This is a genomic window from Arthrobacter sp. Z1-9 (assembly GCF_054792695.1).
Genome location: NZ_CP096456.1, coordinates 261,832 through 287,148, shown reverse-complemented (window position 1 = coordinate 287,148; position 25,317 = coordinate 261,832). Strand labels below are relative to the sequence as shown.

The following is a 25,317-nucleotide window of genomic DNA, read 5'->3' as shown; positions in this document are numbered from 1 at the left end:
GAATCACACATGTCAGCGACCGTTAAGCCGGTAACCTTCGAGCACTACCGGGAAGCCATCGGCGTTGGTAACAGCACCCCGCGAATTTCCTGGAAAACCGCGGCACCGGCCGGATGGACGCCCGCCGCGTACCAGGTCGAGACCACACGTGGCGGTGACGTCGAGCTTGGTCCCCGCGTCGATTCCGGCGAATCCGTCCTGGTTCCCTGGCCGTCCGCCCCGTTGCGTTCCGGCGAGGAAGCCAGCGTGCGCGTGCGGGTTTGGGGCCAGGACGACGCCGAGCCCAGCGGCTGGAGCGCGCCCTCCACGGTTGAAGCAGGCCTCCTTGCCCCGGAAGACTGGACCGCAACAGCCATCACCCCCGCCTGGGAAGAGGACCCGGAGTCGGACCGCCGCCCGCCGCTGCTCCGCCGGGATTTCTCGGTGCCGCGTCCGGTCAGCAAAGCCAGGCTTTACGTCACCGCCCATGGCCTCTACGAGATGGAGATCAACGGAGCCCGTGTGGGCACCGACATCCTCTCGCCCGGCTGGACCGTCTACGGGCAGCGCCTGCGCTACTACACCTACGACGTGACAGAACTGGTGCATCAGGGCGACAACGCCCTCGGAAGCTGGCTGGCTGACGGTTGGTACCGGGGGCGCATCGGCTTCCACGACGGCTACCGCAACCTCTACGGCGACAAGGTGGGCCTGCTCGCCCAGCTTCACATCACGCACGACGACGGCTCGGTCACCGTCGTGGGCAGCGACACCCACTGGAAGGCCGCCTTCGGGCCCATCGAATTCACCGGGCTCTACGAGGGCGAAACCTACGACGCGCGGCAGCTGCCATCAGGCTGGAGCCACCCGGGCTTCGACGACGCCGGCTGGAGTCCCGTCGTCGAAGTTGCCCGGGAGCCATCCACACTTGTGGCACCGGACGGGCCGCCCGTTCGCTGCACCGAGGAAGTACAACCAGCGGCGGCGTTCACCAGCCCGGCCGGCAAATTGCTGCTGGACTTCGGGCAGAACCTGGTGGGCCGCCTCCGCATCACAGTCCAAGGCAAGCCAGGGGATCAGATCACCCTGCGGCATGCGGAAGTACTCCAGGACGGCGAACTGTTCACCCGTCCGCTCCGCAGGGCCATCTCCACCGACACCTACACCATCGCCGGGGACGGACCCGAAACCTGGGAGCCGCGGTTCACCATCCACGGCTTCCGGTACGCCGAGATTGAGGGCTGGACCGGCGGCGACATCGAAGACAATGTCACAGCGCGCGTCTACCACACCGACATGGAACGGACCGGCTGGTTCGACAGCTCCAGCCCCGACCTGAACCGGCTGCACGAAAACGTTCGCTGGAGCATGCGCGGCAACTTCGTGGACATCCCCACCGACTGCCCCCAGCGCGACGAGAGGCTGGGCTGGACCGGCGACATCCAGGTCTTCGCCCCCACAGCGTCTTTCCTCTACGACTGCTCCGGAATGCTCAGCTCCTGGCTCAAGGACGTCGCCGTCGAGCAGCTGCCCGACGGCACCATTCCCTGGTATGTTCCGGTAATCCCGGGTGGGGACGAATGGACCCCCATCCGGCCCGGTGCTGTGTGGGGTGACGTTGCAGTGCTGACCCCCTGGACCATCTACGAACGCTTCGGGGACACACGGATCCTTAAGGACCAGTACGCCAGTGCCAAAGCATGGGTGGACCTGATGGACTCCAAGGCAGGGCCGTCGCACCTGTGGAACACCGGCTTCCAACTCGGTGACTGGCTGGACCCGACAGCTCCCCCGCATGATCCGACAGCTGCGAAAACGGATCCCTACCTCGTGGCGACTGCCTACTTCGCCTGGTCCGCCCTCCACCTCGGCAAGACCGCCAGCGTTCTGGGCAACACCGCGGACGAACTGCACTACACCGAACTGGGCCGGGCCGTAGCGAAGGCCTTCGCGGACGAATACATCTTCCCGACAGGCACCGTCGCCGGTGACGCCCAAACTGCCTACGCCCTCGCCATCGTCTTTGACCTCTTCCCCAGCGAAGACCAGAAGCGACGGGCGGGCGAGCGCCTCGCACAGCTCGTCGCGGAGGGTGGAAACAGGATCGCCACCGGTTTCGCCGGCACGCCGCTGATCTCCGATGCCCTCACCAACGTCGGTGCCCTCGATACGGCCTATGCCCTCCTGATGGAAAAGGAATGCCCGTCCTGGCTCTATGCCGTTGAGCAGGGCGGAACCACCATCTGGGAGCGGTGGGACGCCATGCAGCCGGATGGAACCGTCAACCCCGGCAACATGACCTCCTTCAACCACTACGCGCTCGGCGCTGTCGCGGACTGGATGCACCGCGTCGTGGCCGGCATCTCGCTGCTGGAGCCCGGTTACCGCAGGATCCTGTTCAAACCCCGCCCCGGTGGAAACCTCACGCATGCATCAGCGCAGCATGAGACACCGTATGGAAGGGCCGGTATCTCCTGGACGCTGAAGCGCGCGGGCCTGGAAGTCAGGGTCCAGGTGCCTACAGGCAGCACGGCGAGGGTGGAACTCCCGGGCCAGGAGCCGCTGGAGATCGGTCCTGGCACGTTCAACTACGTGGTGGAAACGGTGGCTTAGCGTCCAAGCGTGCTGGCGCGGGCAAACAGTGTGGGCTCCAGCATCAGGGTGCGGTGCACGTGCTGGCCGGGCTGGTTCACTTCCTCCAACAGGAGCTTTGTGGCCACCCGGCCCATCTCGTGTCCTGGCTGCCCGACGGTGGACATCGGGATGGCGCCTTCGGTGGCGAACTGGTTGTTGTCGTACCCGATCACAGCAATGTCCTGGGGAACCTTCAGTCCGTAAGTGGCGGTGAGCTCATGGATCATGCCGGCAGCCAACTGGTCCGAAGGCGCGATAATGCCGTCCGGCATCCTGCTCCGGCCACGGCTGGCCAAGTCCCCCGCGATCCGCCGGCCCTCGGGGCTGTTCAGGCTCCGGCCCATGATCACCTCGAGCGACACCATTCCCCTGGTCTCAGAGGCGGCACGCATGGCCCCCTTGCGGCGATCGTTCACAGCGTGCAGATCATCCGGTCCACCGGCGAACACCAGCCGACGGCGGCCGAGGCCAATCAGGTGCCGGGCCGCCAGGTAGCCCCCGTGTTCCTCATCAACCAGAACGCTGCAGCAGTCCGTCCGCCCGCCGGCGTAGTTGACCAGGACAATGTTGCGGCCATGGCGGCGCACCCGGTCAACTCCTTCCAGCCCCGCATCCAAAGGGGCAAGGATGATGCCGGCTACCCGCGCCTCATCAAAGATGTCCAGATACCCCTCCTGCTTCTGGAAATCCACGTCACTGTTGGCCAAAAGGAGGGAATGGCCCTGCTCAGCAGCGGCGCTTTCAGCCCCGCGGGCAATATCGACAAAGAGGGAGTTCCCCACGTCGGTCAGTACCAACCCGATGGTCCTGCTGCTTCCCGCCGCCAGCGACCGTGCCGCCGAGTTGCGGACAAAACCAAGCTCGTCAATGGCGGCCTGCACCCTCAGCCTGGTCTTCTCCGACACAATTTCCGGCTTATTCAGCACATTCGAAACAGTCCCCAGGGATACCCCCGCCACCCGTGCAACATCGTTCATGCTCGGGGCAGAATCCGCTGAGGTTTCGGCAACGCTGTGTGCTGGCACGTTCTCTCGATACTCCCTTGGCTGGTGAGGAACCCAGTTTTTCACACCTTCCTGCACGGTGGCGGCAAGGGCCTGTGCCAGAAGGCAGGGAACGGGATACGGACCAGTGCGTGAAGTCAGTTTTTTAGATGGAAAACGAAAACCATCTTGTGGGTCGGTTTTTAACTTGTTACGCTTCCAGAAGCAGGATCGAAACGATTCAAGTCTCCTGCTCCCCCACGTGACTGTGATTCAAAGGAGAGTCCCCATGAGTACCCTTGACCAAAAAGCTGCCAACCGGCACGGGTGGCGCGTGGCATTTGCCTCCGGCCTCGCCTCCTACGTCGATGCCGGAGCCATCGCCGGAACCGGAACGGCCCTGGTGATCCTGCAGGGTTCCCTCGGCCTGACGCCCGCCCAGATCGGCCAGCTCTCGGCCCTGCTGACGATCATGATCGCCGTCGGAGCACTGGTGGGCGGCCGCCTTGGCGACAGGTTCGGCCGCCGCCGGGTCTTCCTGGTGACGTTGAGCGTCTATGTAGTGGCGGCCCTGGTGCTGATGTTCTCCCCCGGGATTGCGGTGCTGTATGTTGGCTTGGCCGTGCTCGGCCTCGCAGCTGGCGCAGACCTGCCTGTGTCGATGGCGATGATCGCCGAATCGGCTCCCGAGGACAAGCGCGGAAAGATGGTGACTTTCACCCACGTGCTCTGGATGGCAGGCATCCTGGGCGTCATCATGATCAGCATCTTCTTCGGCAACGCCGGAGTGCTGGGCGCCCAGATCATCTACGGCCACCTCGCTGCTGTCGCACTGATCGCTGTCGCGCTGCGCTGGGGAATCCCGGAGTCGCGCCTCTGGTCCCAGTCGCAGAACACTCCCAGCGATGACGAGCGCGTCGACCTGCGTTCGCTGCGGGCCCTCTTCTCCCCGAAGCTCTTCGCCCCGCTGGCCGCCACAGGCCTTTTCTACGCGCTGGTCAACATCACCGCCAACACCAACGGCCAGTTCTCCACCTACCTGTTCGTGAACGTAGCCGGCGTAGACGTGGCAACTGCCTCCATGCTGGGACTCGGCATCCTGCTCCTCAGCGTGGCCGGGCTTTTCGTCATGATGCGCATCGTGGACGGCTCACGGCGCCACCGCACCTTTGTCTTCGCAGCCATCCTGGCCCTGGCAGGCCTGGCGGTCCCGCTCGTCTTCGGCGTCAGCGCCATCACGCTGGTCATCATGGGAGTATTCGGGGCGCTCGGCGGCGCGATTGCCGGTGAACCCATGTACAAGATCTGGTCCCAGGAGCTTTTCCCCACCAGCCACCGAAGCACCGCCCAGGGCATCACCATCGCCTTCGCCCGGCTCGTCGCCGCCGGCGCCGCCCTGGTCACACCGCTGATCATCGCTGCCGGCCCGGCGCTCCTTTTCCTGTTCCTCATCGTCACCTCCGGCGCGGCGTACCTCATCGGGATTTTCTGGATCTTCCGCATGCGCACATTCCTGAAGGACGACGGCGGGAAGGTCACCACCGGGAACGTTCCCCAGAACGTCACGGGCTAGCCGGAAGATCAGTGCCACCCCAACGAAGCCGACGCCGGGAAGGTTAAATTATGACGATGCAAACAGAGGCAAGCAAAGCCCCAGTCCAGGCCAAACGTGTCCGGCGGACGGGCCCGTACAAGGCAGCGGATGCACGGCGCGAGGCAATTCTTGAGACCGCCATCGAGCACTTCTCCCAGTGGGGCTACTTCAACTCCTCCATTCCCAAGATTGCCGCCGACGTCGGGCTGACGAAAGCCGGACTGATCCACCACTTCGGCAGTAAGGAGGAACTCCTCTCGGCCGTCCTCGAACTGCGCGACCAGCGGGCGGTCGAGGCCTTCTACGCAGAAGACTTCCTGAACGACCCCATACGGTACTTCCGGCAGATGGCTGCACAGACAGCCTTCAACGAGGGCCAGCCCGGGCTCACCCAAATGTTCACGGTCCTGGCAGCCGAATCGTCCAACGAAGAGCATCCCGCGCACGAATACTTCCAGCGACGCTACGCCAACATCATCGACCTCTCATCGGGAATCCTCGACAACATGGTCGCTGCCGGGGCGCTCATCCCAGGAACTGACGCCCGTCAGGTGGCCAGTGAGATTCTCGCCGTCGTGGACGGCTTCACCATCCAGTGGGCTCTGGCCAAGCCGTCCACGTCACTGCACGACAGGGTTTACGCCTACCTCGACAGACTCGCAAAGTCCATAACAACTGACGGCCGCGGACTTGCCGGCTGAGCCGCGCCGACTGCCCGGCGCAACCCCACTGCCTACGTACGGAAAGAAGCACATGACAGCACTACCCTGGTCCGCGGCAATGATTGCGCCCAATGAGGACTTCGACGGCGCCCCGCTCCTCCGCAAGGAGTTCTCCCTCGCGGGCGGCCACGGGACCCCGGTGAGGGCCACCCTCCGGGCAACATCCTTCGGCGTCTTTGAAGCCTTCCTCAACGGCGAGCGGGTCGGGGATGACGTGCTGAGCCCGGGCTGGAGCTCATATGAATGGCGGCTGCGTTACCTCACCTATGACGTGACCGGACTGCTGCAGCCCGCCAACACCCTCGGCGCCGCCTTAGGGAACGGCTGGTACCGGGGCAACCTGTCCTGGAACGGTAATTCAGCGTTTTATGGCAAAGAACTTGGCTTCTTCGGGCAGCTGGACATCGAGTTCGGGGATGGCTTCGTCCAGACAGTCAGCACTGATTCGTCGTGGCAATCCGGTCCTTCGGCAACAACCGCGAACGACATCTACAACGGGCAAACCATCGACGCCCGCCGGGCCGATACCGAATGGGCACACCCCGGCTACGACGCGCGGTCCTGGACGGGAGTCCATGCTCTCGAATTCGACACGTCACGGCTGGTGGAACCGATCGGCCCGCCCGTTGTCCGGAACGACGTGGTGAAACCCGTCAGTATCCTGACGTCACCCAGCGGCAGGACCATCGTGGATTTTGGCCAGAACCTGGTCGGCTGGCTCCGCTTCACTGTGCAGGGACAACGCGGGGACGTCATCACCCTTCGCCATGCAGAAGTGCTGGAGGACGGTGAACTTGGCGTCCGGCCACTGCGCACCGCGCAGGCCACCGACACCCTGGTCCTCTCCGGCGGACAGGACTTCTTTGAACCCACCTTCACCTTCCACGGCTTCCGCTATGCGGAGGTGAGCGGCTGGCCCGGCGACCTGACAGCGGACGCCCTGGAGGCCGTCGTCGTCCACTCAGCCCTGGAACGCACCGGACACTTCGAGTGCTCCAGCCAACCGGTCAACCAACTGCACCGGAACATCGTCTGGGGCCTGAAAGGCAACTTCCTCGACCTGCCCACCGACTGCCCCCAGCGCAACGAACGCCTGGGCTGGACCGGGGACATCTCCGTCTTCGCACCCACGGCCGGGTACCTGTATGACGTCAAGGACTTCCTGCAGGACTGGCTCCAGGACCTGGCTGCCGAGCAGAAGGCCGCTAACGGACTGGTGCCCTTCACCGTGCCGGACATCCTCAAATACGAGGAGCACCCGAAGGAATTTCCCGCCCCCGAATCCACCGCGCTGTGGAGCGAAGCCGCGGTCTGGGTGCCCTGGGCGCTCTGGGAAGCCTACGGCGACCAGGATGTTTTGCGGCGGCAATATGAGTCCATGGCCGCGCACACCCAAAGAGTCGAGGGGCTGCTCTCCGACAACGGGTTGTGGGACCAGGGCTTCCAGTTCGGTGACTGGCTGGACCCGGATGCCGACCCTGACCAGCCGTGGAACTCAAAGGCCGACAACGGCGTGGTGGCCACGGCCTGCCTCTACCGGACTGCACGGATCACAGCCCAGGCCGCCTCACTTCTGGGGCACGACGACGATGCCCGCCATTTCGAGGACCTCGCCGAACGCGTCCGTGCCGCGTTCAACACCCATTACATCGACGCGGCCGGGACCATCCTGAGCGACTGCACCACCGTGTACGCCCTGGCGCTTGCCTTCGATGTCCTCGACAGCGAGGAGAAGCGGGCTTTTGCCGGGAACCGCCTGGCCGAGCTTGTCGCCAAGAACGGCTACCGGGTGTCCACGGGATTTGCCGGCACTCCCTTCATCACCTGGGCACTCTCCGAGTCCGGGCACATCGAGGACGCCTACCGGCTGCTCCTCGAAGAGCACTGTCCGTCCTGGCTTTATCCCGTGACGATGGGAGCAACCACCGTCTGGGAACGCTGGGACTCGATGCTGCCCGACGGAACAATCAACCCAGGCGAGATGACCAGCTTCAACCACTATGCCCTCGGTGCCGTGGCCGACTGGCTCCACAAGGTTGTCGGCGGGATCCGGCCCCTCGAACCCGGCTACGCCAAGGTCCTCTTTGCACCCCGGCCGGGCCCCGGAATCGACTGGGCCAAAACATCCCTTGCCACTCCCCGCGGCACGGTGGCCAGCGAATGGCACCTGGCCCCGGAGGGAGAGCTGATACTCACCGTCACGGTACCCGACGGGGTGACGGCCGACGTCGACCTGCCATCCACACCGAGGCGGACCGTCCAGGCGGGCACCCACACGTTCACCACAACAGGCCTGGCCCTGGCAGGAGAATCAAAATGACGCACACCGCCCTCGAACCCGCGTACCTGGACGCCGGCCGGCCGATTGCGGAGCGCGTGGACGACCTGCTGGCACGCATGACCCTGGAGGAGAAGGCCGGACAGATGTTCCACGCCATCTCCTTCGGCGGGGCGGACGTCGACCCGGAAACGCAGCGCCTGATCACTGACAGCCAGATGAGCCACTTCAATGTGCACCAACTCGCTGATGCCCGCAGCGCAGCCCGCTGGCACAACCGGATGCAGGAACTGGCGTCCCGGACCCGGCTCGGGATCCCCACCACGGTGTCCACGGACCCCCGGCATGCCTTTGCCGAAAACCAGGGCGCCTCTTTTGCCGCAGGTTTCTTCTCCGCCTGGCCTGAACCCATCGGCATGGCCGCGCTCGGGGACCCGGAAACTGTGCGACGGTTCGCTGACACAGCCCGGCAGGAGTACCTCGCCGTCGGTCTCCGCGCCGCCCTGCACCCCACCGTTGACCTTGCCACGGAGCCCCGCTGGGCACGGCAGTACAGCGGCTTCGGTCAGGACCCGGAGCTGACCGGAAAGCTGGCCGCGGCCTACCTCGAAGGGTTCCAAGGCCCAACGTTGGGCAGCCAAAGTGTGGCGTGCATGACCAAGCACTTTCCTGGCGGCGGGCCCCAAAAGGACGGCGAAGACCCGCACTTCCCCTACGGCCGGGAACAGGTCTACCCCGGCGGCAGGTTCGAGGACCACCTGCTGCCCTTCCGGGACGCCATCAACGCCGGAACCAGCGCCGTTATGCCGTACTACGGCATGCCCGTCGGGCTCACCCGCAACGGGGAAGCCATCGAGGAAGTGGGCTTCGGGTTCAACCGCCAGATCATCACCGGGCTGCTGCGGGAGGAACTGGGCTACGACGGTGTGGTGTGCACCGACTGGGGCCTCCTTCACGATTCCCAGGTCTTTGGCATGACATTGCCGGCCAGGGCCTGGGGCGTGGAGCACCTCTCTGTCGAAGACCGCATGGTTAAGGTCCTCGACGCAGGCTGTGACCAGTTCGGCGGCGAGTCCTGTCCGGAAATCCTCGTAGGGCTCGTTACCGCCGGCCGCATCTCAAGCCAGCGCATCGATGAGTCGGTCCGGCGCCTGCTGCGGGTGAAGTTCGAGCTTGGGCTCTTCGAGAACCGTTACGTAGACGAGGACGCCGCGGCGGCCCTGGTGGGCAACGCGCAGTTCCGGGAGGAGGGCCTCAAGGCCCAAAGCCGGTCGGTGGTGGTCCTCAAGACCTCGGAGGGTATCGGTCCGCTTCAGTCCTCCACACGCGTCTACCTGGAGGGCATGTCAGCCGAGGCCGTTCCCTCCGGCATCACTGTTGTCGGATCGCCGGAAGAGGCGAACCTTGCCGTTGTCCGCCTTGACGCCCCTTTTGACCCGCGGAACGATCTGTTCCTTGAGGCCATGTTCCACGCCGGCGGCCTCGAGTTCGACGACGCCGTTGTGGCGCACCTGAAGGAATTGGCAGCACAGGTTCCCGTGCTCCTGGTGGCAAACCTCGACCGCCCCGCCATCCTCACGCCCCTGGAACCGCACTGCTCCGCGATACTGGCCACGTTCGGCGTGTCTGACGAAGCCCTCGCCCGGGTCCTGATGGGAACCGAGATCCCGGAAGGCAGGCTGCCGTTCGAATTGCCGCGCTCAACCGAAGCGGTCCTCGAGGGGCACAGCGATGCCCCCGGCGGGACGCGGGACCCGCTGTACGCCTACGGCCACGGGCTGCGAAGCCTTAGCCAATCCGGGGCCTGAAGTCTCTGGGGTTGCCTGGAGTTTTTGGACGAGCGCGTAGTGATAGATCCTGCCGTCGGCAGTGGAGGCCGCCCCGGGGCTCCGGGGTGAACCATTCGTGGTTCGTTGCGGCGTGCGCCCAAGCATCCGCTTCCTCCCAGTACACCTCCGATGACCCTGAGGTGCGGATGCACGTGCATGGCCACCGAGATCATCAAGGCCGCGTGCCCGGGGGCAGCCTGCTGGGCGAAGCATACGACGTCTATGCTGACGCCGTGGTTGATGCATGACGCTTTCCGGGCCATCGCAGTGGCAGCGCCCTCTACCCCGCCTTCACCGATGTCCTGCCACGCCAACGAGTACATCTGCTGTTGAAACAGGGAAAGCTCCCCGGCGTCCCGACTGGTGTGGCGAACGCGTGGACGGACGCATCTGCTTGGCCGGATGGGACTACTTGTGGTGCCGGGCCAGTGCCCGTCCCAGCCGCGCTGCTGCTTCATCCAGTTTCGGTTCAGGGACGTCCCCGTAGGCCAGGCGCAGGTGGCGGTCGGCGTCTGTGCCTGGCCCTGAGGGGAAGAAGGAGCCACGCTGGTATTCGACACCTTCCGCGCTGGCGTCGGCGGCCAGTATGTCCGGGTCGATGGTTGGGTCGGTGAGCTTGGGCCAGAGGAACAGGCCGCCGTCGGGAAGGACTGTCTCGAACGCTCCGGGCGCTTCCCGGTGCAGGGCAGCGACAAGGGTTTGGGCGCGGTTGCGGTACAAGGAGCGGGCCCGCTCCAAGGTGTCGTCGAAGATCCCCGGCTCGGAAGTGAGGAGTTCGCCGATGATTGCCTGGACCAGGGTGGAACTGTGGGAGTCCTGGCGGCCTGCCGGAGGCGCGGAGGTCCGGGATCGGCTGGAAGCTCCTGGAGGAGGCAGTTGCCCTGTCCATCGGTAGCGGCGCGCACGCGGTGGTACTGGATACCGGCCTTGAAAACGAACAAAGCCAGCTGCTCTACCGCAGGTTCGGTTTCGTCCGGCGACCCGAGCGGGAGAAACCCCGGCCCGCTCCCCTCGTGCAGCTCTTGGTCTACACCCTCACTTTGCCTCGGCCCCGCTCTCAGCCCGAGCGGCGCTCACTTCCCCCTTACGTGGCGGGCGATTGACTTCGCCACCAGTCTGGGGACGCTCGTTGTCGCCGTTAACGCACTCGCAAGCTAATCTTCAGCTGCATACATTGACCGGCGTGAGGTGACACCCGGCCCCATTCCTACTACTGGTTACGTTGACGAGTGTGCTGGTACTGCTGGGAGCCGCCGTCGTCCTCTACCGCCGGACGACGCCGTGGGCGGCCGGCGGACTGCTCTGCAGATGGTGCCCATTTCCAGGCCGGGCGGTAACTACCTGGGTACTTGGATCGTGCGCCAGGGTCGGCCTTCCGGCCACGATCAGTGCCGCGCGCTCCCATGGCCGGTCTTCAAGCAGGAAGGGAACTTCTTGTTCTTCCCACTCCCTGTGCAGGTCTTCTTCTTCCCGGCCGTCCCGTGCCAGGAGGCGACGCCGGGCTTCAAGGTTGTCGCACTGCACCCAGATCGAAGCGTCGATTAGGTTTAAGAGCGCCTGGCGTGACGCTCCGCTCCCTTCCACCCACACCACGGAACGCCCGGTTGGTATAGCTATGGCACCTGGACGTTTTCTGGCCACCCAACCGGGCGGACGGTAACAGATCGACTCGCCCTGGTGAAGCGGTTTGAGCACGCCGTCACGGAGCTCATCCGCCCAGTCAAAAAAGGAGAGATGCCACGCCACATCGTCCGTGTGCACCACATCTGAGTCCGGTACTTGAGCAAGCAGGCGCGCGACCAAAGTGGTCTTGCCTGCTCCGCTCCTTCCATCTACCGCTACTATCCACGGACGGTTGGGACGTTGACCTGCTGGCGGCACTAGCCGCCCCACCACGTCCTCCAGTGACTCGGCTTGCCACGGTCCCGCGCTGGGTTCGCCGACTTCAAGCGGCGTAGATCTCGTTCCGGCCGGACGTTCCTTTGGTTGAGTCATCATGCTTCCTTACAGTCCAGCGGTTTGCCGCAAGCCTGGCGTCACAGTGAACGATTGCACAGCCAAGGACAGCATAGAGCGAAGTTAATCAAGCTGACGGAAATCTTCGGCGTGTAATGGGCCGAATCGACGTCACCGTGAAGGTCATAGTGGGAGGATCTCTAGGATTCTTTATTTCCCGTGGATAGTCTGGGACAGGAGACCACCGTACGCGAGGGCAGTGAGAAAGTGATCGAAGCAGGTGCTGCGGTAATCGGCCGCAACAATGTCACCATACTCGGCCGTGATGATGGGCCTGTCATGATGTTTGCCCACGGTTTTGGCTGCGATCAGGCTATGTGGCGGAAGCTGCTGCCCTATTTCGTTGACGATTACCGGCTGGTGCTTTTTGATCATGTTGGTGCGGGAGACTCCGACATCACCGCCTATGACTGGGAGAAGTATGGGTCCCTGGGTGGGTACGCGTCGGACCTGCTGGAGATTTGCGCCATCCTTGAACTTGAGGACGTCATCCTGGTGGGCCATAGCGTCAGCACGATGATCGCCGTGATCGCTGCCGTGCAGGACCCCAACCTTTTCTCCCACCTGGTACTGCTGGCTCCTTCACCCCGTCATACCGACGACCCGTACGACGGCTACGTGGGCGGATTTTCGCGGGAAGACATCGAGGGCCTGCTGGCATCTTTGGACAGCAACTATTTCGCCTGGGCCGCGGCCTTGGCGCCCGTGGTTATGGGCAACCCGCAGGCGCCGGAATTAGCGGAGGACCTTCTTGTCAGCTTCTGCCGGACAAATCCGGCCATCGCACGGCACTTCGCCGGGGTAACCTTCTTTTCCGACACCCGCCCTGAACTGAAAAAGGTGCGCACCAACTGCCTGATTCTGCAGTGCTCCAATGATCGACTTGCCCCGCCGGAAGTGGGCGCCTACTTGCATAAGAATCTGGAACGCAGCACCCTGGTGCAGCTTCAGGCCACCGGGCATTGCCCCCACGTCAGCGCTCCCGAGGAAACGGCCCGGGCGATCCTGCGCTACCTCGGCACCGGCTCGTGAAACAGGAATGGCAGGTGAACTCACCGCAGACGCGGCCTCCCTCAGTCTGCTCCCCAAGCCGCACCTAGTACGGCTCTCGCTGGAACATAGCCCCGAAGGCTCCGGCCTCACCGGTGATCGGAATCGGAACGCGGCAGTGTGAGCACGTGCATCAGCAGAGCCCGCTGGGGCTGTCCTGGATGGTGGGCGACATGCCACTTCAACGCACGACGCGCGTCCGCTTCCTCGGGCGTGGTGTCGCTGAGGATTTCCTCGATGATTTCCAGGGCCTGCAGCTGCAGTTCCAACTTCAACCACTGCTCCTGGGCATCTTCCCGCAAACCAGGCAACCGCTCCGGTTCAATGCTCATGGTCCTCGCCGCCTTTGCTCCTTGTAAGAGGCTTCCCCAATGAGACGGAATTGCCGTATCCAAGCCTGCCGACGGAATATGATAAGTATACTTATGAAATGGCATGACCCAAAGAGTTTTGGGCCGGTGGCATCACTTCGGGCCCGTGAACCGACGTCAAGGAAACGGGCCTTACACCTTGTCCACGAACAGCGGAGTAGGCGCCTACCTGCGAGTCGGCCTCCCCCTACTCCCCGGTGATGCGGTGAAACCCATCCGTGCCACTTAGCTCCCCTGTAACCGCGCCCAGGTATGCGTCAGGAAGCCCGAGGCGTACCGGCGATGAGGGACTGCATCTGGGCGGCGGCATCGCTCCCCGGGGACGGGGTGTAGACGACGAGGTGCAGGTCGGGCCGGTCGGAGGGCGAGAGTTGGTGGTGTTCCAGTTGCAGGACTCCGACGGCTGGGTGGTGGAAGAGCCGCTCGCGTGATTCGAAGCCCAGGATGTCGTACCGGTCCCACCCTGCCCGGAATTCCGGGCTTGTTTCCTTGAGCCGCTCCACTTGGTAGGCCACGTCCGGGTCGCCGAGCCGCTGCCCGGTTTCGGCGCGGAATTCGGCTAGGAAGCGCTTGCTCGTGACATCCCAGTCGGGCAGCAGGTCCCGGACGTAGGGGTCGGTGAACACCAGCCACAGGAGGTTGCGGTCGGGAGCGGAAACTGTGGCGATGTTGGGGTAGAGGGCTGCGTAGGCGTTGTTCCAGCCCGCGACACTCCAGTCCGGCAACAGGGCGAATGCAGGGTTGGGGTCCAGGGCATCGAGAAGGCGCTGGATGTGGGCCGGTGCTGTGGCGGCCGCGGCGCTGCTCGGCCCGGCAGAGGCGTAGCCGCCAAGGGACAGGACGTAGTCCAACCCCGTGTCCGACAGGTGCAGGGCACGGCTGATAGCTTCCAGTACCTGGCGGGACGGGCTGACATCCCTGCCCTGCTCAAGCCAGGTGTACCAGGTGACGCTCACACCGGACAGGAACGCGACCTCCTCGCGGCGCAGGCCCCGCTCGCGCTTGCGGGCTATGGGCGGCAGGCCGTAGTCGGCGCGGACGGCCTGGTCCCTGCGGGCTCGAAGGAAAAGACCTAGTTCTTTGCGACGTCCGGAATCCTGCACCGCAAAATACTATTACTCTGGTACTCGCACTACTAGTAGCAGCGCCGTCTTCCCCCGCCCCAGCCTGCCCGGCAGGATGGTATCCATGCCCGCACTTCGCTCTAAAACAGTCACCCACGGCCGGAACATGGCCGGCGCCCGCGCACTGCTGCGCGCCTCCGGCGTCGCCAACTCGGACATCGGCAAGCCGATCATCGCCGTCGCCAACTCCTTCACCGAGTTTGTCCCGGGCCACACCCACCTCGCCCCCGTGGGCCGGATCGTGTCCGACGCGATCCTGGCCGTCGGCGCCGTGCCGCGCGAGTTCAACACCATAGCCGTGGACGACGGCATCGCAATGGGCCACAGCGGCATGCTTTACTCGCTGCCTTCACGCGACCTGATTGCCGACTCCGTGGAGTATATGGTCAACGCCCACTGCGCCGACGCGCTGGTCTGCATCTCCAACTGCGACAAGATCACCCCCGGCATGCTGATGGCCGCGCTGCGCCTGAACATCCCCACAGTGTTCGTCTCCGGCGGCCCCATGGAGGCCGGCCGCGTGACCCTGACCGACGGCTCCGTGCGCTCCCTGGACCTGGTGAACGCGATTGCCGACGCCGTGGACGAGTCCATCTCCGACGCTGACATCAACCTCATCGAAGAGAACGCCTGTCCCACCTGCGGTTCCTGCTCAGGCATGTTCACCGCCAACTCCATGAACTGCCTCACCGAGGCCATCGGCCTGTCCCTGCCGGGCAACGGCTCCGTGCTGGCCACCCACACCGCGCGCAAGGCGCTGTACGAGAAGGCCGGTGCCACCGTCGTCGAGCTGGTGAAGCGCTATTACGACGGCGACGACGCCTCCGTGCTGCCGCGCTCCATCGCAACCGCCAAGGCCTTCGACAACGCCATGGCCCTGGACATCTCCATGGGCGGCTCGACTAACACCATCCTGCACCTGCTCGCTGCAGCCCAGGAGGCGGGCGTGGACTACGGACTGGCCGAGATGGACACCAAGTCACGCCAAGTGCCCTGCCTGGCAAAGGTGGCCCCGAACGTTGCCAAGGACAAGACCTACTACATGGAGGACGTGCACCGCGCCGGCGGCATCCCCGCCCTGCTGGGCGAGCTGAACCGTGGCGGACTCCTGCACAAGGACGTCCATTCCGTGCACTCGCCAGACCTGGACGGCTGGCTGGATGACTGGGATGTCCGCGGTGGCAAAGCCACGGAAGAAGCGAGGGCCCTCTGGCACGCGGCTCCCGGCGGCGTCCGCTCCTCCACCGCGTTCTCCCAGTCGAACGAGTGGACCTCCCTGGACACCGACGCCGCGGAAGGCTGCATCCGCTCCGTTGAACACGCCTACTCCAAGGACGGCGGACTGGCCGTGCTCCGCGGGAACGTGGCCGTCGACGGAGCCGTGGTGAAGACCGCCGGCGTGGACGAGTCCATCTGGACCTTCGAAGGCCCGGCCGTTGTATGCGAGTCCCAGGACGAAGCCGTAGAAAAGATCCTGAACAAGACCGTCAAGGAAGGCGACGTAGTGGTCATCCGCTACGAAGGCCCTCGCGGCGGTCCGGGCATGCAGGAAATGCTCTACCCGACGTCGTTCCTCAAGGGCCGCGGCCTGGGCAAGAAGTGCGCCCTCATCACGGACGGCCGCTTCTCCGGCGGCACCTCCGGCCTGTCGATCGGGCACATCTCCCCGGAGGCCGCCTCCGGCGGCACGATCGCCCTGGTGGAGAACGGCGACATCATCAGCATCGACATAACCCAGCGCTCCCTCCAGCTACAGGTCCCCGACGAGGTCCTCGCCGAACGCCGCGAAAAACTGGAAGCCAACGGCGGTTACAAACCCAAAGACCGGGACCGCCAGGTTTCCGCGGCACTGCGCGCCTACGCCGCCATGGCCCTGTCCGCGGACAAGGGCGCCGTCCGCGACGTTTCCCTCCTGACGAACTAACCGCTGCCTACCCTAGAGATCCCACTGAGGCAGGCCGACGTCCTAGGATGCCAGTCAGGCAGGGCAGGATTTGATGGACAGCGCGTGCCCCGGTCCGGGAGGCTCAGGTCCCGGTTGGCCATGTTTCCATCTCTGTGGTGTCGGCGCGGATGCCGTGGAGCGGCTCCAGTGCCCGAGTTTCGTCAAGCCACATGAACGCGTCGTAGCGTCTGCCCAGGACTGTGGGGGCATAATTGCCCCATCGTTCCGCGTATGGGTTATAGACGACGCCGACTGCCCGGTGTCCCTGGGAGCGGTTGGCCCACTGGGGTGGCTGACCATCAAAGATAAACAGTGCTGACGGCATGCCCTGCAGCGCTGAATGCAGCAGGTCTTCGGTACTGCCCCGCATGGCCGGCGGGAGGTCCATAGTCTGGATTGGTCCGCCCCAGCGGTCGGAGGCGATGACGGTGCCCTGATAGCTGCCGAAACCCACCAGCACGACACCTTCTTCACCGTGCCGTTCCCGGACCAATTGCCCGACGTTCACCATGCCGTCCCGGCTCATGTCCGTCCAGCGGGCATCACCGATATGGGTGTTGTGCTCCCAGACGATCGCCTTGGCGTTGCGGCCGTGATGGGCCATCAGACGATCCAGGGTGGACACCATATGCTCATCCCGCAGGTTCCAGGACTCCTCGCCGGCACTCACCATCGCCCGGTAGTACGCTTCAGCACCGGCTGCTGTCACGGCGTTCTGTTCGGCGTTGAATCTTTCCTCGCGTGGCAGGATGTCATCAGTTGCCGCCGTCGCACGTATTTTGCCCAGCAGACGAACCACCTCCGCCTCACAGCCGGAGGGTACCAGCCGGGTGGAGAGCGCATAGGACTGTGGGTCCTCCACATGGGGTTCGAAGCAGCGGAAGGCCTGCAACGCGGTACCCACATGGTCCGGATGGTACTTTTTCAGGTAGTCCAGGGTCTCGCGCAATGAATCCCACAGGCTGTACACATCGAGGCCGTAGAACCCCACGCGTTCCTCTTCAGCACGGGTTCCGTTGAACTGCCGTAGCCACCGGCTGAACTCGACAACTTCCTGGTTCGCCCACATCCAGCTGGGCCACCGGTCAAAGGCGTACAGCACTTCCGCCGGGTCCTCCGGTGTGCCCTGCAGGTGCTTCACGCATCGGTTCACGGCGTAGCAGTCCGGCCAGTCACCCTCAACGCCGACAAAGGAAAAGCCGCGCTCCGTAATCAGGCGGCGGGTGAGGGCGGCCCGCCAGGCGTAGTAGTCGTGAGTGCCGTGGGAGGCTTCCCCAATCAGCACATAGCGTGCGTCACCAATGCGTTCCATCAGCGGGTCAAGATCTGCCTCGTCCTGCAGCGGCAGGGCGGCGTCCCTAATGACCGCAGCGTCGTCCATTGTTCTGCTCCTCTTGAAATCGCGCACCCCGGGAGGTGGCACTTGGAGTCGTGCAACAGCGTTAATCCAGAGTTGCCCTGATCAGAAGAGCCATCACTGCGCTCAGACAGCCAGGCGACTGGCGCTACGGGTAACAACTCTGGCCGTAGCGGAATGCTTCAACACAATGGGAGCCCATCATCAAGTGGGAGTAGTGGAAGCCGTTGCTTGACTAGTCTTGGCAGCAAATGATCCAGCCACCAACCTGCTTGGCAAGCATACTGTCTTACTTGCTTGTGGTGCTAGGTCCAGGTTCGCTGCATCTCGTCTCAGGGCTGCTCCATGAATTCGGCATCTCATGAGGCAGCCCTTGAACGCTCTTTGCAGGCCCCCACCTTTGCTGGTGGGGCCTACCCTTCCACCTGGGCGGCTGGACAGGAGGCGTGGAATTGCATACATTCGAAGTGGCTAGCGTCACACTATTGTGAGGCTGTCCCCCTTAGGCCGAGTGCAGGGCCCTGAGGAGTACCGCTAGAGCCTGCTGGCGGACAGATGCACACCGGGGAAAGAGAGCCGACATGGCCACCTCGCGTTTCACTTCAGTCCTTGCAGAAGCCACCGTTCCTGAATTCGACAGTGACTGCCCCCTGACCGCCGACTGCCTCTGCGGCCTGTACGTCAGATGGGGTGTCCTGCTGGGGATGGACGCAAAACCCGACATCACTTTTCGATCAGCAATGCACTGCGGCGCGGACGTTGATGACAGCCGGCTTCGGATAGTGGGCCCCGCGGCCGCGGACTATATCCTCTCCAGCTGCCCGACCGCTGCCTGATCGTATCCATACATCCGGCGGGTCAGAACAATGAACACCGGGACAGCCAAAGTGACACCCGAGGACTGAACCACCCGCCCGTCGCCCCTGCACCCTCATCCAGCAAAGGGTGCATTGCTCATAATTCAGCCATTCGGCAACCTGCGGTTGCCGGGCAGGACACGGTGATAGCCATGAAAGATTCCCTTCCCCAGGCCTATGAGCTGGCCGGAGTAACCGGGAAGATGATTAGCAGCCTCCCCACAGAGGAGGATGCTTCCAAAGCAGTGCAGTCCCTCGCGTACGTCTTGAAGGAGTCGATCGCGAGCTCGACAGGAGCCGGGGCATCGATCATTGACCCCCGGGCCCATAGCGAAAGCACCGGCGCCACCGATACTGTCGTGCTCCGGGCGGACAAACTGCAGTACGAGCTCGGCGAGGGGCCGTGCCTCAGCGCTTGGGCCGAACAGCGCCCCATCATCATTCAGGACACCCAAGAAGACGTTAGGTGGCCGAGATGGACGGCTGCGGTGGCGGATCTTCCCCTCCGTTCCGTTCTCAGCGCACCGCTGACCACTGGGGGAAGAGAAATCGGCGCCCTAAAGGTCTACTCCCCCCTTCCACTGGCATTCGATGACAACTCGGTCTTCCTGATCGAGCGGCTCGCCAGCCCAGCCGCGGTCTTGCTGCGCCATATCCGGGACCGGCAAGCTGCGCAGCGGATGAGTGAGGAACTGGCCGAGGCCTTGGCCAACAGGGACCTGGTTTCAAAAGTGTTGGGGATCCTGATTGAGCGCATGAATTTAAACTCACAAGAGGCTTTAGAGGTACTGTTGGCCCGCTCGCGTGGAGAGGGCAGACCACTCCATGATGTAGCACGCGATACCCTCCAAAGGGCCACCCGCGAGTAGGAGGCAGGCGGGGGCCTCTAAACCTCATCTTGAGCGGGCGGTCGGTTGCTGGAGAGTCGAGGGGAGAACATGCAAACAGTCGAAGAAACCATTGACGTCGAGGTACCAGTGCGAGCGGCGTATAACCAGTGGACGCAGTTCGAGTCCTTCCCCAATTTCATGTCCGGGGTGGACTCCGTAGTCCAACTCACGGACCGGACGAACCACTGGGTCGTGAACATCGGCGGAGCCAGAAGGGAATTCGACACTGAAATCATCGAACAACGTCCCGATGAGCGGATCGCCTGGCGCAGCACCGGCGGGCAGGCGCACGCCGGCGCCGTTACTTTCACGCCGCTACAGACCGGAGCGACGCGTGTATGGGTTCGCTTTGAGTGGGCACCGGAAAGTTTCACGGAGAGGGCCGGGGCCGCGCTCGGGTTCGACAACATGGAGGTCAGAGCGGACCTGCGCCGTTTCAAGGAATTCATTGAGGACAGGGGTAACGAAACCGGTGGTTGGCGCGGAGAGGTCCATTAGGACCAGCCAGGCCGGGAAGTTTGATCATGCAGCTACTGCCTTTGAAACGAAGCAAGCGGCTGTTTCCAAACCCGCAACCGAGAGGGGCTCCCCGGGGGCGGCCTCGGCGCCTCGTGTTCCCTGTGAATACGGTTGGGCAGTCATTCAAAATTCGCCACAAATTGGCGAAGCTCTGGACAACAGCGGTTGACCGAAGCTCCATGGGTCAGAAGGTTCACTCTGGCGTCAGAGCACAACGAGGCCTCAAAGTAGGAATATATGTGCTTCCCGGCTGATCGTTAGGCGATGATGAGGGTGGACGGCGACCGTACTGTGCTCGTAACAGGTGGAGCCCGAGGTATCGGCAGATCCACCACTGAACATCTCTCGGACCTCGGCTGGAATGTTGTGGCCACTTTCCACACAGGTCTCGACGAGGCCCGGGAACTCAACCGTACGCACGGCGTCGAAGTGCGCCAGGTCGATCTGACGGACCGGGCCAAGTCCCTGGACTTCGCTCGACGGATTCGTGATGAATTCTCCTTCAACGCACTGGTTAATAACGCCGGCATACTGATGAAGGAATCGATTGAGGAACTCGACTTTGAGGCGTGGGACAAGACCTTTGAGGTGAACGTCAACGCGCCGCTGATCCTGGCGCGGGAAGTAGGCCTCCAGATGCCCGCCGGAGGGAGCATCGTCAACATCGCCAGCACCGATGCGTTCATCGGATCCTTTCGCAGCATCGCTTACTCCGCCAGCAAAGCAGCCCTTCTTTCGGTCACATACAGCCTTGCCAATGTCCTTGGCCCACGTGGAATTCGAGTTAACGCAGTAACACCTGGATGGGTAGACTCCGGGATCCTGGCAGAATCCTATGAAGCTGCCTCCCATACTCCGCTTGGGCGCAACGGAAGTCCGGATGAGATCGCCAAGGCCGTAGCTTTTCTTCTAAGCAAAGAGGCATCTTTCATCACCGGCTCATCCATCGTGGTGGACGGCGGCTACTCAAAGGTCGACTACTTCATGAAGATGGAAAATGATGCCCAGGCTAAGTCGACTGAGCGCGGCAACTCCCGCCTCCCTGGCTCAACCCCTTCCCCGGCCTAACTGCCGCTGATTTCCTAGATCGCTGATAGCCGACGTTATTTAGGGCTAAATGGTTTAGCTTCCAGTGACGCTCTGTTCAGCCGATCATCCCCCGGCCTTCAAACCCCTGCAGCGACCTGAAAGGTGTCTAATAGTTCAACGCTCCAAGCTTCCACGCGTAATGCCCGCTCCTGCGCACCGACCAAAGTCATGGCGTATTGTTCCTCTTTTTCCCGGAGACTCGACGCGCTTCTACCACAGGGAAATGTTCTGCCGTTCAGGTCACTCCCTCGTTGGGCACCTGAATCAGCTGATGGCGGTCATGATGTTCCAGCCTGGGCCGACCTGGATCCGGCGGTCGTAGAGGCCGGTGCCGGTGCCGGTGTAGGTCCAGAGGATGCCGTCCCGGTCGCGGGCAGTGAGGTCAGCTTTGCCGTCGCCGTTGAGGTCGCCGGCGGCGCTGATGGCGGTCATGACGTTCCAGCCCGGGCCGACCTGGATCCGGCGGTCGTAGAGGCCGGTGCCGGTGCCGGTGTAGGTCCAGAGGATGCCGTCCCGGTCGCGGGCCGTCAGGTCAGCTTTGCCGTCACCGGTAAGGTCTCCCGCAGCGCTGATCGCGGTCATGACGTTCCAGCCCGGGCCGACTTCGATCCGGCGGTCGTAGAGGCCGGTGCCGGTGCCGGTGTAGGTCCAGAGAATGCCATTGCTGTCGCGGGCCGTCAGGTCGGCCTTGCCGTCACCGGTAAGGTCTCCCGCGGCGCTGATGGCGGTCATGACGTTCCAGCCCGGGCCGACTTCGATCCGGCGGTCGTAGAGGCCGGTGCCGGTGCCGGTGTAGGTCCAGAGAATGCCATTGCTGTCGCGGGCCGTCAGGTCAGCTTTGCCGTCACCGGTAAGGTCTCCCGCGGCGCTGATGGCGGTCATGACGTTCCAGCCCGGGCCGACTTCGATCCGGCGGTCGTAGAGGCCGGTGCCGGTGCCGGTGTAGGTCCACAAGGTCCCGTTGGTGTCGCGGGCGACGAGGTCGGACTTGCCGTCGCCGGTAAAGTCCCTTGCTGCCGGAGCGGCCGTGATGAAGGTCCATGTCCTGTCCGACGCCAAGGGGTTCCCGGCGGCATCCTTCACCCCGTCAGCGCCGCCCTTAATCGTCGCGGTGTACGTCGTACCCGCCGCCAGGTCTGCGCCCGGGTTCAACGTCGCAACGTTGCCCGTGTACGTCACAGCTGCCGGCACCGGCGTCGCGCCCGGTGTCGCCGTCGTCAACGTGAACGTGTCCGACGTGATGGTCGACTGATTCATCACCTCCGAGAACGTCCCGGTCACATTCGCGCCCACCGCCACATCCGTCACGTCAGCAGCCGGAGAGGTACCCGTCACCGTCGGAGCCGTCGTATCAGTCGGCGGGGCAGCGGCGGTGCCGTCGTAATAGTGCCAGTACCGGCTTGTGGCGTTCACATCGGCTAGCAACAGCAGACCGCTGTTGGCGGTTCCCCGCGCCGCACTGTTGAGGTTCTGCTTCGTGGATGTCACGTTGTGGACATCCTGGTCGGCGTCCACAATACGAGCCGTCTTCGTAGCGGTGAAGTTGATGTCGTTCAGCGGCGTGGATTTTTCGTAGATCGCACCTCCCGAACTGGTGCAGACACCGGCGTTCGTGATCCCAGTGCCACTCGTCTTCGGATAGGTAGCAAAGGTACGCAGCATCTGCGTGCTCTCATCGATCAGGACGATCACCCGGTTCGGGCATTCCGCCACAGTTGCGATCGTGTGCGCCGACCAGGCCGCCGTCGTGGTGTTCAATGCCAACAGCTGGATCAGCGGCTGCGTAGATGTCGTGTTCGACGTCTTGATGGCGGCGAAAACCCTTCCGCCCGAGGAGTCCAGCCACTTCAGGTTCATGTGGTCATCACCGCTGCGCTGCCCCGATACTGCGGGCTGCGCAGTGGTCCAGGCGTTGCTCGCTGCCCCATCCGTGTGGTAGCTCCAGTACATGCCGTCGGAGGCGTCACCGACCTGCCGGCTCCACATCACACCCATCTTGCCGTCGAATGCGATCAGAGCCGAGTTGTCGTCCACGGACACGTTGCTCAACGGCGCAGGATGCGCGAACGGCGTCCCCCAGGTCCTGCCGTCCGTGCCAGTGACGTTCAGATAGATCCGGTTCCCCTGCTGCCACGTCGCCCATACCCGGCCAGTGGAGTCCTTATCAATGGCCAAGGCCTCAACTCGGTGGTTATTGATCTGTGAGGCGTCCAGCAACGAGTACTTCTTCGCACCCGAGTCGTAGCTGTACCGCCGCATCGTCGTTGGGAAGTTCGGCTCGGCCGGCAGACCATCGTTGACGAACCGATAGCTCGCCACATACAACGTCGTCCCGTCCCACAACACGTCATGATGCGTGCTCGCCCGCGTGTCCGTCGCCACCCCCGTATCGACCCACGAGCTCGTCGCGGCACTGAACCGGAAGATATGAAAATTCGAGCTGGCGGTGTCCCACATGTTCCCCCACCAAGCTCCGTCGTTGAACCACAGCCCACTCGTCGCCCGCTTCGTGCCAGTCGGCGTCCCCGTCCCCGAATGCGAAGGACCCTCAACCCCAACATCACCCTCAGCAGCCGACGCTGAAACCGGCACCACGAAACCAGCCAGAGCAACAAGCAGTGCTGTCAGCAATGCATGGAGCCGCAGATTCCGCGACCCGCGTAGCCGAAGACCGGTTGAGCGACCGCCTCCCCACCTTCCGAAAAACCAGGAAGTCTTACGCATCAGCAACCGCCCCCATTCGTTAGTGCGCGACAGTAGCGCTTATCCGGTCACGGTCTGTCTCTGACCCCAGCTTCACATAGCCATTGACTCTGCCCGTGCCGTAGAGCCTATGGTCCGCCCCAGGGGGTGTCATGAGTAGCCTGTACTCGCTTTTTCCGGCAGCATTGATTCGCCCTACGTAAGTACCGGTGTTAGGGCGCAGTCCATCACATAGGTAAAGGGGTTCTGTTTACATTCTTTCGCCTCTGGTCCACGCCTTCGCGTATTTTTAGCGTCGATGTTTGGCTAACCCCATTCGGATATTCAAATCCCCTTAGGAAGAGGACATTCCACAGCAAGAATGCGGCTTGGATGTCCGGCCGATGACAGCCATCCTGTCTGAAGATGGTGACTGTATTGGCAGTTCCCCTTTCTTCGCAGGGTCCTTGGACGCCCGGATGTAAAGGATGAGCCGTCGCATCGCCCGGTCCCCGGAGCGTCAGCGTTGAACGGGGTCGCTGGCTCCAAGCAACCGCGCGATCGCGGCACGGTCGGGGGCCGCTTCCCAGTCTCCAGGCGCGGTGCAGGCGATTGCACCGCAGGCAGCGGCGGTGCGGAGACGCCCGCTTAGCGAGGCGCCGGCGAGGAGTTCGGCTAGGTAGCCAGCGACGAACGCGTCCCCGGCGCCGACCGTGTCGACGGCGTGCACGGGGAATGCGGGCTGTTCCACGGCGTGGGCATCGGCAAAGGCGTACGCGCCCTCAGCTCCGAGCTTCACGATCGCCTGTGTTGGGCCCAGCCCGATAATCGCCGCGGCCTGGGCGGCGGGATCGCGTTCGCCGGTGAGTAGTTCGGCCTCATCATCGCCTGCGAAGACGACATCGGCCCGGGCCGCGATCTCGCGGTACGCGGAGGCTGCCTTTTCGTGGGCCCAGAGCCGCGAGCGGTGATTCACGTCGAACGAGACGATAGTGCCGCCGTCGATCGCGGCGTCGATCGCGGCTTCCAGCGCAGCGCGAGGACCGGCACCAAGCGCGGCCGTGATGCCGGTGATGTGCAGGATACGAGCCTCCTGAATGCAGGCGAGGTCGAGGTGCTCAGGTGCGAGCCGGGAGCCTGCGCTGCCTGCGCGGTAGTACGAGACGGCGCTGGAGCCCACCGCCGGACGTTCCTTGAGCATGAGTGCAGTGGGTGCCGTCGGGTCGTGCGTGGCGGCGGCGTTGACACCTTCGGCGCGCAGTTGTCGCTCGATGAGGCGACCAAGGGCGTCGTCACCGAGGCGACCCATCCAGGTCACGGGGACGCCCAGGCGTGCGAGGCCGACCGCGACGTTGCTCTCGGCGCCGCCAAAACCCAGATCCATCGTCGGCACGAGCT

General features: G+C 63.7%; 19 protein-coding genes. 12 read left to right on the top strand and 7 right to left on the bottom strand.

The features are described from left to right. Positions 1-9: 9 nt before the first annotated feature. Complete coding sequence (locus M1D93_RS01350; protein ID WP_461173416.1) at positions 10-2,592, top strand: family 78 glycoside hydrolase catalytic domain; 2,583 nt, start codon at positions 10-12, stop codon at positions 2,590-2,592. Here the strand turns inward: M1D93_RS01350 and M1D93_RS01345 are convergent. Further along, the gene (locus M1D93_RS01345; protein ID WP_461173415.1) at positions 2,589-3,590 is read right to left on the bottom strand and encodes a LacI family DNA-binding transcriptional regulator; all 1,002 of its coding nucleotides are present in this window, start codon (positions 3,588-3,590) and stop codon (positions 2,589-2,591) included. The two genes, M1D93_RS01350 and M1D93_RS01345, sit on opposite strands and share 4 nt — an antisense overlap. A gap of 295 nt (positions 3,591-3,885) precedes the next feature. Here M1D93_RS01345 and M1D93_RS01340 point away from each other — a divergent pair, with 295 nt between their 5' ends. From M1D93_RS01340 to M1D93_RS01325, 4 genes are read left to right on the top strand one after another with little or no spacing between them, the layout of a single operon-like run. Further along, a complete protein-coding gene (locus M1D93_RS01340) occupies positions 3,886-5,169 on the top strand; it encodes an MFS transporter (RefSeq protein WP_461173414.1) in 1,284 nt (427 codons plus the stop codon). A 50-nt stretch (positions 5,170-5,219) separates the two neighbouring features. Next, positions 5,220-5,891 carry a TetR/AcrR family transcriptional regulator gene (locus M1D93_RS01335; RefSeq protein WP_461173413.1) on the top strand — a complete coding sequence of 224 codons (672 nt, stop codon included), beginning with the start codon at positions 5,220-5,222 and terminating at the stop codon, positions 5,889-5,891. A gap of 52 nt (positions 5,892-5,943) precedes the next feature. Further along, positions 5,944-8,232, top strand: coding sequence for an alpha-L-rhamnosidase (locus M1D93_RS01330; RefSeq protein WP_461173412.1), 2,289 nt, complete (start codon positions 5,944-5,946; stop codon positions 8,230-8,232). After that, the gene (locus tag M1D93_RS01325; protein ID WP_461173411.1) at positions 8,229-9,998 is read left to right on the top strand and encodes a glycoside hydrolase family 3 protein; all 1,770 of its coding nucleotides are present in this window, start codon (positions 8,229-8,231) and stop codon (positions 9,996-9,998) included. The genes M1D93_RS01330 and M1D93_RS01325 overlap by 4 nt, the downstream gene beginning before the upstream one ends. 429 nt (positions 9,999-10,427) lie before the next feature. Here M1D93_RS01325 and M1D93_RS01320 read toward each other — a convergent pair whose 3' ends face one another. Beyond that, complete coding sequence (locus M1D93_RS01320) at positions 10,428-10,739, bottom strand: hypothetical protein (protein WP_461173410.1); 312 nt, start codon at positions 10,737-10,739, stop codon at positions 10,428-10,430. A gap of 65 nt (positions 10,740-10,804) precedes the next feature. Here M1D93_RS01320 and M1D93_RS01315 point away from each other — a divergent pair, with 65 nt between their 5' ends. After that, a complete protein-coding gene (locus tag M1D93_RS01315) occupies positions 10,805-11,122 on the top strand; it encodes a GNAT family N-acetyltransferase (RefSeq protein WP_461173409.1) in 318 nt (105 codons plus the stop codon). A 1,120-nt stretch (positions 11,123-12,242) separates the two neighbouring features. Beyond that, positions 12,243-13,067, top strand: coding sequence for an alpha/beta fold hydrolase (locus M1D93_RS01310; protein WP_461175084.1), 825 nt, complete (start codon positions 12,243-12,245; stop codon positions 13,065-13,067). 107 nt (positions 13,068-13,174) lie between these two features. On the opposite strand, the gene M1D93_RS01305 is transcribed toward M1D93_RS01310, so the two are convergent. Next, entirely contained in the window at positions 13,175-13,417 is a 243-nt protein-coding gene (locus tag M1D93_RS01305) for a hypothetical protein (RefSeq protein WP_461173408.1), read from the bottom strand. A gap of 296 nt (positions 13,418-13,713) precedes the next feature. Continuing rightward, positions 13,714-14,559: a helix-turn-helix transcriptional regulator gene (locus M1D93_RS01300; RefSeq protein ID WP_461173407.1), complete on the bottom strand. Its 846-nt coding sequence runs from the start codon at positions 14,557-14,559 to the stop codon at positions 13,714-13,716. Between the two features lie 85 nt (positions 14,560-14,644). Here M1D93_RS01300 and ilvD point away from each other — a divergent pair, with 85 nt between their 5' ends. After that, positions 14,645-16,504: a dihydroxy-acid dehydratase gene (ilvD, locus tag M1D93_RS01295; RefSeq protein ID WP_461173406.1), complete on the top strand. Its 1,860-nt coding sequence runs from the start codon at positions 14,645-14,647 to the stop codon at positions 16,502-16,504. 103 nt (positions 16,505-16,607) lie between these two features. On the opposite strand, the gene M1D93_RS01290 is transcribed toward ilvD, so the two are convergent. Beyond that, the gene (locus tag M1D93_RS01290; protein ID WP_461173405.1) at positions 16,608-17,906 is read right to left on the bottom strand and encodes an erythromycin esterase family protein; all 1,299 of its coding nucleotides are present in this window, start codon (positions 17,904-17,906) and stop codon (positions 16,608-16,610) included. A 557-nt stretch (positions 17,907-18,463) separates the two neighbouring features. Here M1D93_RS01290 and M1D93_RS01285 point away from each other — a divergent pair. The 4 genes from M1D93_RS01285 (at position 18,464) to M1D93_RS01270 (ending at position 21,216) form a co-directional block, all read left to right on the top strand. Further along, on the top strand, positions 18,464-18,718 hold the full coding sequence (locus M1D93_RS01285; RefSeq protein WP_461173404.1) for a hypothetical protein: 255 nt from the start codon (positions 18,464-18,466) through the stop codon (positions 18,716-18,718). 173 nt (positions 18,719-18,891) lie between these two features. After that, positions 18,892-19,608 (top strand): GAF and ANTAR domain-containing protein, encoded by a 717-nt coding sequence (locus M1D93_RS01280; protein ID WP_461173403.1) that lies wholly within the window; start codon positions 18,892-18,894, stop codon positions 19,606-19,608. Between the two features lie 69 nt (positions 19,609-19,677). Beyond that, positions 19,678-20,127, top strand: coding sequence for an SRPBCC family protein (locus tag M1D93_RS01275; RefSeq protein WP_461173402.1), 450 nt, complete (start codon positions 19,678-19,680; stop codon positions 20,125-20,127). Positions 20,128-20,412: 285 nt separating this feature from the next. Then, on the top strand, positions 20,413-21,216 hold the full coding sequence (locus M1D93_RS01270) for an SDR family NAD(P)-dependent oxidoreductase (RefSeq protein WP_461173401.1): 804 nt from the start codon (positions 20,413-20,415) through the stop codon (positions 21,214-21,216). Between the two features lie 285 nt (positions 21,217-21,501). Here M1D93_RS01270 and M1D93_RS01265 read toward each other — a convergent pair whose 3' ends face one another. Both M1D93_RS01265 and M1D93_RS01260 read right to left on the bottom strand, forming a co-directional pair. Further along, positions 21,502-23,583, bottom strand: coding sequence for an Ig-like domain-containing protein (locus M1D93_RS01265; RefSeq protein WP_461173400.1), 2,082 nt, complete (start codon positions 23,581-23,583; stop codon positions 21,502-21,504). An 856-nt stretch (positions 23,584-24,439) separates the two neighbouring features. Continuing rightward, positions 24,440-25,303 (bottom strand): sugar kinase, encoded by an 864-nt coding sequence (locus M1D93_RS01260; protein ID WP_461175083.1) that lies wholly within the window; start codon positions 25,301-25,303, stop codon positions 24,440-24,442. Between the last annotated feature and the right edge of the window lie 14 nt (positions 25,304-25,317).